The sequence below is a fragment of the Streptomyces auratus genome, from assembly GCF_050433025.1.
GTDB classification, from domain to species: domain Bacteria; phylum Actinomycetota; class Actinomycetes; order Streptomycetales; family Streptomycetaceae; genus Streptomyces; species Streptomyces sioyaensis.
Genome location: NZ_JBNGCB010000001.1, coordinates 4,238,058 through 4,251,219, shown reverse-complemented (window position 1 = coordinate 4,251,219; position 13,162 = coordinate 4,238,058). Strand labels below are relative to the sequence as shown.

The following is a 13,162-nucleotide window of genomic DNA, read 5'->3' as shown; positions in this document are numbered from 1 at the left end:
TCAGGCTCCTTGGGCGTTGGGCTGAGTCTCGGGCTGGGCGACAGGCTCAGGGACGGTGGGCCCGCCCAGGCGGCTCCTCAGCCGCTGATGCCAAACCGGACGCTTCCGGGGAGGGACGTGGTCGACGCCCCCGAGCGACCACGGATTGCACCGCAGGATGCGCCAGGCTGTCAGCGCAGTCCCTTTCACCGCGCCGTGCCGATCGATGGCCGTGTAGCCATAGTGCGAGCACGACGGGTAGTACTTGCAGACCGGTCCCAGCAGGGGGCTGATGGTCCACTGATAAATCTTGATCAAAAGCAGCAGCGGGTACTTCACTGTGCGCTCCCTCCCGGGTCCCGTCCGGGGTTCCGGGGGCCCGCGGCGCGGCTGGCGCCGGTCGCAGCCCCCGGGGGATTGCAGCCTCTCGGCACCCCTCCCAGCAGCCGCTCCAGGGCGGCGTCCAGGTCGCGGGCCAGCTGATCGTGATCAGCATCACCCGCTCCGGGCAGGGCCCGTACGACAACCAGGCTACCGGCGGGCAGCCGGTCCAGCCGGTCGCGCACGAGATGGCGGAGCCTGCGCTTGACCTTGTTCCGGACGACAGCGATGCCAACTGCCTTGCTCACGACGAAACCCGCACGTGCCGGGGGAACACTTTCCCCCGACCCGTGCGGGTCCGTTGCACCGCTGCGAAGATGAACGACAAGGAGCGGGCGCCCGGCCCTGCGTCCCCGGCGTACCGCGGTCGCAAAGTCCTCGCGCCGCCTCAGCCGATGCTCGGTAGGCAGCACGTCATGGACCTAGGTTCAGGCTGCTCAGGCAGACAGACGGGCGCGACCCTTGCCACGGCGGGACGCGAGAATCGCGCGGCCGGCACGGGTCCGCATGCGCAGACGGAAGCCGTGGGTCTTCGCGCGGCGGCGGTTGTTCGGCTGGAAGGTGCGCTTGCTCACTCGGGGGCTCCAGGAATGCTTGTTGTCTCAAGGAGAGACAGATGTGGGGCGTCGACTGGCTGTCACCGTGCGCCCACGAGTAGCTCGCAACGCCTAAGTGCACCGCTACACGATCACTCGAGCGTGATCTTTGCCCATCGGAGGCAGGCGGCAGCAGCCATCGACAACTCGACCTGGTCACGGTACGCGCGGCTACGCCATCCGGTCAAACCGGCTCCTCGGCAGCCCCTGCCGACCCCGCGCCGGGACACACTATGCACAGCCTGTGGACAACAACTTGAATACCCAGGCCCGCCCTGACTACCGTGGCTGAACTCCGATTCCTTCCCGCCCGTCCTGAGAATCACACATTCGTGGGACTGTGAGAGAGCGTGCCCTGTGGCTGATGTACCTGCCGATCTTGCCGCAGTGTGGCCGCGGGTGCTCGATCACCTCCTTCGTGCGGAGGCCGACGGCCTCAAGCCCAAGGACCAGGACTGGCTCAAGCGCACCCAGCCGCTGGCGCTGGTCGCCGACACCGCGCTGCTCGCCGTCCCCAATGAATTCGCCAAGGGCGTGCTCGAGGGCCGGCTGGCGCCACTGATCGGGGAGGCCCTCAGCCATGAGTGCGGCCGCCCGATCCGGATCGCGATCACCGTGGACGACTCCTCCGAGGAGCCCGCGGCCCCGTCCGCGCCCGCCGCCCCCCAGCAGCACCAGCCGCCTCAGCAGCAGTCCCCGCACGCTCAGCAGTCGCACCAGCAGTCGCGTCAGTCGCCACAGCATGAGCAGTACGACAGCTACGAGCCCCGGCACGACAGTCGGCAGGGTTACGGGCACCAGGGCGACGATCTGCCGGGCGTCCGGCCCGCCTATCCGGACTACCAGCAGCACCGGCACGAGCCCGGCGGCTGGCCGCAGCACTCCCCCATGGCCGGCGGCCCCGGCCCGCGCGACGACTACGGCTGGCAGCAGCACCTGGGCGGCTACCCCGACCGCGATCCGTACGCCTCCCCGTCGTCCCATGTAGCGCAGCACCAGCAGCGGCAGAACGACTACCGCGGGCAGACGCCCGACCGCGGCGGGCCGTCACAGCACTCCGACGATCCACGCTCCCGCTACGAACAGCCGCGCCGCGATCTTTCCGAGCACCAGCCCGGCGGGCACAGCGGCCGCTCGGGCATTCCCGGCTCCGGCCCCGGCGCCGTCCTTCCGGCGCCCAGCGGCGCGCCCAGCCCGCTCGCGGCGCAGCCCGCGCCGGCGACCGGCCCCGGTGAGCCGACCGCGCGGCTGAACCCGAAGTACCTCTTCGACACCTTCGTCATCGGCGCCTCGAACCGCTTTGCGCACGCCGCCGCGGTCGCCGTCGCCGAGGCGCCGGCCAAGGCCTACAACCCCCTGTTCATCTACGGGGAGTCGGGGCTGGGCAAGACCCACCTGCTGCATGCGATCGGGCACTATGCACGGAGTCTGTATCCGGGCACCCGGGTGCGGTACGTGAGCTCGGAGGAGTTCACCAACGAGTTCATCAACTCCATCCGCGACGGCAAGGCGGACGCGTTCCGCAAGCGCTACCGCGACATGGACATCCTGCTGGTCGACGACATCCAGTTCCTGGCGAGCAAGGAGTCGACGCAGGAGGAGTTCTTCCACACCTTCAATACGCTGCACAACGCGAACAAGCAGATCGTGCTCTCCAGTGACCGGCCGCCCAAGCAGCTGGTCACCCTGGAGGACCGGCTGCGCAACCGCTTCGAGTGGGGTCTGATCACCGACGTCCAGCCGCCCGAGCTGGAGACCCGGATCGCGATCCTCCGCAAGAAGGCGGTGCAGGAGCAGCTGAATGCGCCGCCGGAGGTGCTGGAGTTCATCGCGTCCCGGATCTCGCGCAACATCCGTGAGCTGGAGGGCGCGCTGATCCGGGTCACCGCGTTCGCCTCGCTCAACCGGCAGCCGGTGGACCTGGGGCTGACCGAGATCGTGCTGAAGGATCTGATCCCCGGGGGCGAGGACGCCGCGCCGGAGATCACCGCGACCGCGATCATGGCCTCGACGGCCGACTACTTCGGGCTGACCATCGACGATCTGTGCGGCTCCTCGCGCAGTCGGGTGCTGGTGACCGCCCGCCAGATCGCCATGTATCTGTGCCGCGAGCTGACCGATCTCTCGCTGCCGAAGATCGGCGCGCAGTTCGGCGGCCGGGACCATACGACCGTGATGCACGCCGACCGCAAGATCCGCGCGCTGATGGCCGAGCGGCGCTCGATCTACAACCAGGTCACCGAGCTGACCAACCGCATCAAGAACGGCTGAGGCCGGCCCCACGGCCCGGCACTGGCCACCACAGGCCACCACGGGACGCCCAGGGCGCTCCGGGACCCGCTCCCGGAGCGCCCTTCGTCGTACCCGCCCTCCCGAGCCCGCCGCGAGCCGGTTCGGAGCCCGTTCCGAGCCGCTTCAGGGGTGCTTCAGGGGTGCTTCCGCCGCGGATCGATCCGCCCCGCCGCCGTCCCAAACCTGTGGAGCGCGCCGGCCGTGTTCGAATCCCGGCCCGGTCACGGCCTCTCTCCACAGATTGGGCAACAAATTTCCTTCCACATCCTGGGGAGGGGAAAGTTATCCCTGTGGGATCCACAGGACGATGAGCTGACGGAGCATCGGGGGAGGTCAGCCGCGTGTGGATTTGTGGCCAACCGCCCTCCACAGGATGTGGACAGAGAATTCGTCCACAGGGGAGGTACGGTCTTGTCCACCGGCCGCCCACAGGCAAGCCGCTGTTGTCCCCAGCTTCTCCACACCCCTGTCCACTGTTCGGCAACGCAACACCCGCTCTCACCGGGCCGAGTGAAAGCCGTCACACCAAGTTGGCTGGTTGGGCTGTGGGGAACCGGGGTAAAGCTGGGGATGGCACTGGGGAGAAGTAGCCGTCTCCTGTGCATCGGGTGTGCAGAACTTCTCGCGGTCCACAGCATCGCCGGCTTATCCACGGCCGCCGCCCACAGGAGCAGTGGACAAAAAATCCGTGTTGACCTGCGCAAAAGCAGTTGTCCACGGTTTCCACAGCCCCTACTACTACGACCACGGATATCTACCGGGGAACTCGTTCGGAAACGGGGCCTGTGCACAAGTTGGCCGCCGGGCGTCCGGCATCGGTCGATCCGACTTGACCCCGAGCCGCACCGACTGTCGGTGGCGTGCGTCAGACTGGTCTCCGGCAACTCAGCCGACGACGAAGGCCAGCAGGGCGAGAGCCAGCAACAGCAGGAGGCGGTTCCGGTGAAGATCCGGGTGGAGCGCGATGTACTCGCGGAGGCAGTGGCCTGGGCGGCCAAGAGCCTCCCGGCCCGTCCGCCGGTGCCCGTCCTCGCGGGCCTGCTGCTGAAGGCGGAGGACGGCGCGCTGAGCCTCTCCGGCTTCGACTACGAGGTCTCCGCACGGGTCTCGGTGGAGGCAGAGGTGGAGGAGGAGGGCACGGTCCTCGTCTCCGGCCGGCTGCTCGCCGACATCTGCCGCGCCCTCCCCAACCGCCCGGTGGAGATTTCCACCGACGGTGTACGGGTGACCGTCGTCTGCGGCTCCTCGCGGTTCACCCTCCACACCCTTCCGGTGGAGGAGTACCCGGCGCTGCCGGCCATGCCCACCGCCACCGGCACCGTCCCCGGTGAGGTCTTCGCCGCGGCTGCCGCCCAGGTCGCCATCGCCGCCGGCCGTGACGACACCCTCCCGGTGCTCACCGGCGTACGGATCGAGATCGAGGGCGACACGGTCACCCTGGCCTCCACCGACCGCTACCGCTTCGCCGTGCGTGAGTTCCTGTGGAAGCCGGAGAGCCCGGACGCCTCCGCGGTCGCGCTGGTCCCCGCCAAGACCCTGCTGGACACCGCCAAGTCGCTGAGCAGCGGCGACACGGTCACGCTCGCGCTGTCCGGCTCCGGGCAGGGCGAGGGCCTGATCGGTTTCGAGGGCGCCGGACGGCGGACGACGACGCGTCTGCTGGAAGGCGACCTGCCGAAGTACCGCACCCTCTTCCCGACCGAGTTCAACTCCGTCGCGGTGATCGAGACCGCCCCGTTCGTCGAGGCCGTCAAGCGTGTGGCGCTGGTGGCCGAGCGGAACACCCCGGTCCGGCTGAGCTTCGAGCAGGGTGTGCTGATCCTGGAGGCCGGCTCCAGCGATGATGCACAGGCTGTGGAGCGGGTGGACGCGGATCTGGACGGCGACGACATCTCGATCGCCTTCAACCCCGGCTTCCTCCTGGAGGGCCTGTCGGCCATCGACTCCCCGGTGGCGCAGCTGTCCTTCACGACCTCGACCAAGCCCGCGCTGCTGAGCGGCCGGCCGGCCAAGGACGCCGAGGCGGACGACGCGTACAAGTACCTGATCATGCCGGTGCGGCTGTCGGGCTGACGGCCGTGCGTGCGACCCGCGGCGCACAGCCGCCGTGGGTCGCGGTGCCCCTGGCCCCGCCCCGTGTGGCGACCGGCTGAAGGGCCCCTGATGAGCGGCTGAGCCCACAGGTGTGCACGGACCTGCGGGCGTAGGCTCGGACTCGGGTACGACAGCAACGACTACGTGCAAAGAGGGTCTCTGATGGAGCTCGGTCTCGTCGGTCTCGGCAAGATGGGCGGCAATATGCGCGAGCGCATTCGCCGCGCCGGCCACACCGTCATCGGATACGACCGCAACCCACACCTGGCGGATGTCAACAGCCTGCAGGGGCTTGTGGACAAGCTCAAGGGTCCGCGGGTGGTCTGGGTGATGGTGCCGGCCGGTGCCGCCACCCAGTCCACGATCGACGAGCTGGCCGAGCTGCTGTCGCCGGGCGACATCGTCGTCGACGGCGGCAACTCCCGCTGGACCGACGACGAGAAGCACGCCGAGGAGCTGAAGGCCAAGGGCATCGGCTTCGTCGACTGCGGTGTCTCCGGCGGCGTCTGGGGCCTGGAGAACGGCTATGCGCTGATGTACGGCGGCGAGAAGGACGATGTCGCCAAGGTGCAGCCGATCTTCGACGCCCTCAAGCCCGAGGGCGACTTCGGTGCGGTGCACGCGGGCAAGGTCGGCGCCGGCCACTTCGCCAAGATGGTCCACAACGGCATCGAGTACGCCATGATGCAGGCCTTCGCCGAGGGCTGGGAGCTGCTGGAGAAGGTCGACTCCGTCACGGACGTCCGCGAGATCTTCCGCTCGTGGCAGGAGGGCACTGTCATCCGTTCCTGGCTGCTCGACCTTGCCGTCAACGCCCTCGACGACGACGAGCACCTCGAGAAGCTGCGCGGCTTCGCCGCCGACTCCGGCGAGGGCCGCTGGACGGTCGAGGCCGCGATCGACAACGCCGTGCCGCTGCCCGCGATCACGGCCTCGCTCTTCGCCCGCTTCGGGTCCCGTCAGGACGACTCCCCGCAGATGAAGATGATCGCCGCGCTGCGCAACCAGTTCGGCGGCCACGCGGTCGAGAGCAAGAAGTAGCACCCAGCAGCAAGAAGCAGTACGAAACCGCAGCAACAGCCGGGGGAGGTCGGCGCTCAGTCATGCATGTCACGCATCTGTCCCTCGCCGACTTCCGCTCGTACGCCCGGGTCGAAGTTCCGCTCGAACCGGGCGTCACGGCTTTCGTGGGGCCCAACGGCCAGGGCAAGACCAATCTGGTCGAAGCGGTCGGCTATCTCGCCACGCTCGGCAGCCACCGGGTCTCCTCGGACGCGCCGCTGGTGCGGATGGGCGCCGAGCGAGCGGTCGTCCGGGCCGCGGTCGTCCAGGGTGAGCGGCAGCAGCTGATCGAGCTGGAGCTCAATCCGGGCAAGGCGAACCGCGCCAGGATCAACAGGTCCTCGCAGGTCAAGCCGCGGGACGTGCTGGGGATCTTGCGCACGGTGCTGTTCGCGCCGGAGGACCTGGCGCTGGTCAAGGGCGATCCGGGGGAGCGGCGGCGCTTCCTGGACGAGCTGATCACCGCGCGTTCGCCGCGGATGGGCGGGGTGCGGGCGGACTACGACCGTGTCCTCAAGCAGCGCAACACCCTGCTGAAGACCGCCGCGCTGGCCCGCCGGCACGGCGGCCGGCAGATGGACCTGTCGACGTTGGACGTCTGGGACCAGCATCTGGCGCGGGCCGGTGCCGAGCTGCTGGCGCAGCGGCTCGATCTGATCGCCGCGCTGCAGCCGCTCGCGGACAAGGCCTACGAACAGCTGGCGCCGGGCGGCGGACCGCTGGCGCTGGAGTACCGCGGTTCCGCGGGCGAGGCGATGGCCGCCGCCGGGACCCGCGAGGAGCTGTACGGCGTGCTGCTGGCCGCGCTCGGCGAGGCCCGTAAGCAGGAGATCGAGCGCGGGGTGACGCTGGTCGGCCCGCACCGCGACGACCTGGTGCTCAAGCTGGGCCAGCTGCCGGCGAAGGGCTACGCCAGCCACGGCGAGTCCTGGTCGTATGCGCTGGCGCTGCGGCTGGCGTCGTACGACCTGCTGCGCGCCGAGGGCAATGAGCCGGTCCTGGTCCTCGACGATGTCTTCGCCGAATTGGACGCGCGGCGCCGTGAGCGGCTGGCGGAGCTGGTGGCGCCGGGCGAGCAGGTGCTGGTGACGGCGGCGGTGGACGACGATGTGCCGGGGGTGCTGGCCGGGGCGCGCTACGCGGTGTCCGACGGCGCCGTGGAGAAGGTGACCCCGTGAGCGAGGAGCAGCCCGAGCGGCCCAAGGCCCCGGAGCTCTCCGGTGTGGATCTGGCCCGTCAGGCGCTGGTGGCCGCCAAGGAGCAGGCGCGGGCGCGGGGCGCGGCCGCGCAGCAGAAGAAGCAGGCCAGGCGCGGTGGGCTGCGGTCGGGCGCGCGGGCGGACGGCCGCGACCCGCTGCCGCTCGGTGCGGCGATCAACCGGCTGATCACGGAGCGCGGCTGGGAGACCCCGGCGGCGGTCGGCGGGGTGATGGGGCGCTGGCCGCAGCTGGTCGGGCCCGAGGTGGCGCAGCACTGCGAGCCGCAGAAGTACGACGAGGACGCCCGGGTGCTGACCGTGCAGTGCGATTCGACGGCGTGGGCGACGCAGCTGCGGCTGCTGGCCCCGACGCTGGTGGCACGCCTCAACGAGGACCTGGGCCACGGCACCGTAAAGGTGATCAAGGTGCTGGGCCCCGGCGGTCCCGCCCGGCGCTACGGAGCGCTGCGGGCACCGGGAAGCAAGGGCCCCGGCGACACCTACGGCTGAGCCCCGTGCCCCGTGGGTGACGTGCGACGGAACCCCTGCATACGGGTGAGGCGGGTGAGACTCCGCTCACGGTAGCCGCCGGTTGACAGCCGGAAGCGCTGAGTGCCCGTGTGAGCGTCCTGAGGCCCCTTCTCGGATATGGGGAGTCGGCGGACGCCAGTTCAGGGCGGCACATGACGACTCAGGTGCCTGCAAACCCCCATGAGTGTCGGCGCTACCGGTAGACTGGTGCCAATCCCGCCCACTCGCGGAACATGTCGAACGACGCAGCCGCTCCCGCCTGTCTTTCCTGGGGTGATCCCCACAGGCGCGGAAGGGCTCGTGCTGTGCCAGAAAGGGCGCTTCGTGGCCGACTCCGGCGACCTCAACGAGAACAACACGGCTTCTACAGAAGAGGGGGTTCCTGCCGGCGCCCTGGGCGACTCCTCGGTGGAGAAGTCGTACGACGCCAGTGCGATCACCGTCCTCGAAGGCCTGGACGCGGTCCGCAAGCGCCCCGGCATGTACATCGGCTCGACGGGCGAGCGCGGTCTGCACCACCTCGTGCAAGAGGTCGTCGACAACTCCGTCGACGAGGCGATGGCCGGCCATGCGGACACCATCGACGTGACGATCCTGCCGGACGGCGGCGTCCGCGTGGTCGACAACGGCCGCGGTATCCCCGTCGGCATCGTGCCGTCGGAGAACAAGCCGGCCGTCGAGGTCGTGATGACGGTGCTGCACGCGGGCGGCAAGTTCGGCGGCGGCGGCTACGCGGTCTCCGGTGGTCTGCACGGCGTGGGTGTGTCCGTCGTGAACGCGCTGTCGCAGCGGGTGGCGGTCGAGGTCCGCACGGACGGCTACCGCTGGACGCAGGAGTACAAGCTCGGCGTGCCGACCGCGCCGCTGGCCAAGCACGAGGCCACCGAGGACTCCGGCACGTCGGTGACGTTCTGGGCCGACGGCGACATCTTCGAGACCACCGAGTACAGCTTCGAGACGCTGTCCCGGCGCTTCCAGGAGATGGCGTTCCTCAACAAGGGTCTGACGATCGCGCTGACGGACGAGCGCCCGGACCATGTGGACGAGGAGGGCAAGCCCCTCGCGGTCCGCTACCACTACGAGGGCGGCATCGTCGACTTCGTGAAGTACCTGAACTCCCGCAAGGGTGAGCTGGTGCACCCCACGGTCATCGACGTGGAGGCCGAGGACAAGGAGCGGTTGCTCTCGGTCGAGCTGGCGATGCAGTGGAACACCCAGTACAGCGAGGGCGTCTACAGCTTCGCGAACACCATCCACACGCATGAGGGCGGTACGCACGAGGAGGGCTTCCGTGCGGCGCTGACGGGTCTGATCAACCGTTACGCACGCGACAAGAAGCTGCTGCGCGAGAAGGACGACAACCTCACCGGTGAGGACATCCGCGAGGGTCTGACGGCGATCATCTCGGTCAAGCTCGGCGAGCCGCAGTTCGAGGGCCAGACCAAGACGAAGCTGGGCAACACCGAGGCGAAGACCTTTGTGCAGAAGGTCGTCCACGAGCACCTCACGGACTGGCTGGACCGCAACCCCAACGAGGCCGCGGACATCGTCCGCAAGGGCATCCAGGCGGCGACGGCCCGGGTCGCGGCCCGTAAGGCGCGCGATCTGACCCGTCGTAAGGGACTGCTGGAGACCGCGTCGCTGCCGGGCAAGCTGAGCGACTGCCAGTCCAACGACCCGACCAAGTGCGAGATCTTCATCGTCGAGGGTGACTCCGCCGGCGGCTCGGCCAAGTCCGGCCGTAACCCGGAGTACCAGGCGATCCTGCCGATCCGAGGCAAGATCCTCAACGTCGAGAAGGCCCGGGTCGACAAGATCCTGCAGAACAACGAGGTCCAGGCGCTGATCTCGGCCTTCGGCACCGGAGTCCACGAGGACTTCGACATCGAGAAGCTCCGCTATCACAAGATCATCCTGATGGCGGACGCCGACGTCGACGGTCAGCACATCAACACCCTGCTGCTGACCTTCCTCTTCCGCTTCATGCGGCCGCTGGTCGAGGCCGGGCACGTCTACCTCTCCCGGCCGCCGCTCTACAAGATCAAGTGGGGCCGGGACGACTTCGAGTACGCCTACTCCGACCCGGAGCGGGACGCGCTGATCGAGCTCGGCAAGCGGAGCGGCAAGCGCATCAAGGACGACTCGGTCCAGCGCTTCAAGGGTCTCGGTGAGATGAACGCCGAGGAGCTGCGCATCACGACCATGGACACCGACCACCGTGTCCTGGGTCAGGTCTCGCTGGACGACGCGGCCCGCGCGGACGACCTGTTCTCGGTGCTGATGGGTGAGGACGTCGAGGCACGCCGCTCGTTCATCCAGCGCAACGCCAAGGACGTCCGCTTCCTCGACATCTGAGCCCTGTCGGCCCGTAACAGCCGCAGCTCGAAAGGACTTTGAACCACCATGGCCGACGAGAACACCCCCGTGACCCCGGACGGCGTGACCGCCGAGGGCACGCCCGCCGCCATCGAAGGCGTGGGCATGCGCGTCGAGCCCGTCGGGCTCGAGACGGAGATGCAGCGCTCCTACCTCGACTACGCGATGTCCGTCATCGTCTCGCGTGCGCTGCCCGACGTGCGCGACGGCCTCAAGCCGGTGCACCGCCGGGTGCTGTACGCGATGTACGACGGCGGCTACCGCCCCGAGAAGGGCTTCTACAAGTGCGCCCGCGTCGTCGGCGACGTCATGGGTACGTACCACCCGCACGGCGACTCCTCGATCTACGACGCCCTGGTCCGCCTGGCGCAGCCGTGGTCGATGCGGATGCCGCTGGTCGACTCCAACGGCAACTTCGGCTCCCCGGGCAACGACCCGGCGGCGGCCATGCGGTACACCGAGTGCAAGATGAAGTCGCTGTCCATGGAGATGCTCCGGGACATCGACGAGGAGACCGTCGACTTCCAGGACAACTACGACGGCCGTAACCAGGAGCCGACGGTCCTGCCGGCGCGCTTCCCCAACCTGCTGATCAACGGCTCGGCCGGTATCGCGGTCGGTATGGCCACCAACATCCCGCCGCACAACCTCCGCGAGGTCGCCGCCGGTGCCCAGTGGGCGCTGGAGCACCCCGAGGCCTCCCATGAGGAGCTGCTGGAGGCGCTGATCGAGCGGATCAAGGGCCCCGACTTCCCCACCGGCGCCCTGGTGGTCGGCCGCAAGGGCATCGAGGAGGCCTACCGCACCGGCCGCGGCTCGATCACGATGCGCGCGGTCGTGGCGGTCGAGGAGATCCAGAACCGCCAGTGCCTGGTGGTCACCGAGCTGCCCTACCAGGTCAACCCGGACAACCTCGCGCAGAAGATCGCCGACCTGGTCAAGGACGGCAAGGTCGGCGGCATCGCGGACGTCCGTGACGAGACCTCCTCGCGTACCGGCCAGCGCCTGGTCATCGTCCTCAAGCGGGACGCGGTCGCCAAGGTCGTCCTCAACAACCTCTACAAGCACACCGATCTGCAGACCAACTTCGGCGCCAACATGCTCGCGCTGGTCGACGGGGTGCCGCGCACGCTCTCGCTGGACGCGTTCATCCGCAACTGGGTCACGCACCAGGTCGAGGTCATCGTCCGCCGGACGAAGTTCCGGCTGCGCAAGGCCGAGGAGCGGGCGCACATCCTGCGCGGTCTGCTCAAGGCGCTGGACGCCATCGACGAGGTCATCGCGCTGATCCGGCGCAGTGAGACCGTCGAGGTGGCGCGCGAGGGCCTGATGGGCCTGCTGGAGATCGACGAGATCCAGGCGAACGCGATCCTGGAGATGCAGCTGCGCCGGCTGGCCGCCCTGGAGCGCCAGAAGATCACCGCCGAGCACGACGAGCTGCAGCGCAAGATCAGCGAGTACAACGCGATCCTGGCCTCCCCGGAGCGGCAGCGCCAGATCATCAGCGAGGAACTCGCCGCGATCGTCGAGAAGTTCGGCGACGACCGGCGCTCCAAGCTGGTGCCCTTCGAGGGCGACATGTCCATCGAGGACCTGATCGCCGAGGAGGACATCGTCGTCACGATCACCCGTGGCGGCTATGTGAAGCGCACCAAGACCGACGACTACCGCTCGCAGAAGCGCGGCGGCAAGGGCGTCCGGGGCACGAAGCTCAAGGAAGACGACATCGTCGACCACTTCTTCGTCTCCACGACCCACCACTGGCTGCTGTTCTTCACGAACAAGGGCCGGGTCTACCGCGCCAAGGCGTATGAGCTCCCCGACGCGGGGCGCGATGCCCGGGGTCAGCATGTGGCCAACCTCCTCGCCTTCCAGCCGGACGAGCAGATCGCGCAGATCCTGGCGATCCGCGACTACGAGGCCGCGCCGTATCTGGTGCTCGCCACCAAGGCCGGCCTGGTGAAGAAGACGCCGCTCAAGGACTACGACTCGCCCCGTTCCGGCGGTGTGATCGCGATCAACCTGCGCGAGCAGGAGGACGGCACGGACGACGAGCTGATCGGCGCCGAGCTGGTCTCGGACACCGACGATCTGCTGCTGATCAGCAAGAAGGCGCAGTCGATCCGGTTCACCGCGACCGACGACGCGCTGCGCCCGATGGGCCGGGCCACCTCCGGTGTGAAGGGCATGAGCTTCCGCGAGGGCGATGAACTGCTCTCGATGAACGTGGTCCGGGCCGGTACCTACGTCTTCACCGCGACGGACGGCGGCTACGCCAAGCGCACTCCGGTCGACGAGTACCGTGTCCAGGGCCGTGGCGGTCTGGGCATCAAGGCCGCCAAGATCGTGGAGGACCGGGGTTCCCTGGTCGGCGCGCTGGTCGTCGAGGGCACCGATGAGATCCTCGCGATCACGCTCGGCGGTGGCGTGATCCGTACGCGGGTCAACGGAGTGCGGGAGACCGGCCGTGACACCATGGGCGTCCAACTGATCAACCTGGGCAAGCGGGATGCCGTCGTCGGCATCGCACGGAACGCAGAGGCCGGCCGTGAGGCCGAAGAGGTCGACGGGGTCGAGGCGCCCGAGGAGACCGACGCGGCCGAGGGGATCGAGCCCACAGTGGCCGAGGGCGAGCAGCCCGCGGCGGAGTAGT

At 68.9% G+C, this 13,162-nt stretch carries 9 protein-coding genes and 1 pseudogene; 7 read left to right on the top strand and 3 right to left on the bottom strand.

Features of this window, described 5'->3' with window-relative positions; all coding sequences use genetic code 11:
* The 3 genes and pseudogenes from yidD to rpmH all read right to left on the bottom strand — a co-directional run bounded on the left by yidD (position 1) and on the right by rpmH (position 935).
* Positions 1 to 318, bottom strand: a complete 318-nt coding sequence (yidD, locus tag BKA18_RS18515) for a membrane protein insertion efficiency factor YidD (protein ID WP_006604423.1) — start codon at positions 316 to 318, stop codon at positions 1 to 3.
* An 86-nt stretch (positions 319 to 404) separates the two neighbouring features.
* A pseudogene (gene rnpA, locus BKA18_RS18510) lies at positions 405 to 773 on the bottom strand (ribonuclease P protein component); the annotation flags it as partial.
* 24 nt (positions 774 to 797) lie between these two features.
* Entirely contained in the window at positions 798 to 935 is a 138-nt protein-coding gene (rpmH, locus tag BKA18_RS18505) for a 50S ribosomal protein L34 (RefSeq protein ID WP_003949374.1), read from the bottom strand.
* A gap of 408 nt (positions 936 to 1,343) precedes the next feature.
* Here rpmH and dnaA point away from each other — a divergent pair, with 408 nt between their 5' ends.
* The 7 genes from dnaA to gyrA all read left to right on the top strand — a co-directional run bounded on the left by dnaA (position 1,344) and on the right by gyrA (position 13,161).
* Positions 1,344 to 3,227 carry a chromosomal replication initiator protein DnaA gene (gene dnaA / locus BKA18_RS18500; protein WP_488169141.1) on the top strand — a complete coding sequence of 628 codons (1,884 nt, stop codon included), beginning with the start codon at positions 1,344 to 1,346 and terminating at the stop codon, positions 3,225 to 3,227.
* A 963-nt stretch (positions 3,228 to 4,190) separates the two neighbouring features.
* Positions 4,191 to 5,321, top strand: coding sequence for a DNA polymerase III subunit beta (gene dnaN / locus BKA18_RS18495; protein ID WP_147246159.1), 1,131 nt, complete (start codon positions 4,191 to 4,193; stop codon positions 5,319 to 5,321).
* 183 nt (positions 5,322 to 5,504) lie between these two features.
* Positions 5,505 to 6,383, top strand: a complete 879-nt coding sequence (gnd, locus tag BKA18_RS18490; protein ID WP_366047918.1) for a phosphogluconate dehydrogenase (NAD(+)-dependent, decarboxylating) — start codon at positions 5,505 to 5,507, stop codon at positions 6,381 to 6,383.
* 62 nt (positions 6,384 to 6,445) lie between these two features.
* Positions 6,446 to 7,582 (top strand): DNA replication/repair protein RecF, encoded by a 1,137-nt coding sequence (gene recF, locus BKA18_RS18485; protein ID WP_366047919.1) that lies wholly within the window; start codon positions 6,446 to 6,448, stop codon positions 7,580 to 7,582.
* Entirely contained in the window at positions 7,579 to 8,112 is a 534-nt protein-coding gene (locus BKA18_RS18480; RefSeq protein WP_006604429.1) for a DciA family protein, read from the top strand. The genes recF and BKA18_RS18480 overlap by 4 nt, the downstream gene beginning before the upstream one ends.
* Before the next feature lie 345 nt (positions 8,113 to 8,457).
* Positions 8,458 to 10,488 carry a DNA topoisomerase (ATP-hydrolyzing) subunit B gene (gene gyrB / locus BKA18_RS18475; RefSeq protein WP_006604430.1) on the top strand — a complete coding sequence of 677 codons (2,031 nt, stop codon included), beginning with the start codon at positions 8,458 to 8,460 and terminating at the stop codon, positions 10,486 to 10,488.
* 48 nt (positions 10,489 to 10,536) lie between these two features.
* Entirely contained in the window at positions 10,537 to 13,161 is a 2,625-nt protein-coding gene (gene gyrA, locus BKA18_RS18470) for a DNA gyrase subunit A (protein WP_006604431.1), read from the top strand.
* Position 13,162: the final 1 nt, after the last annotated feature.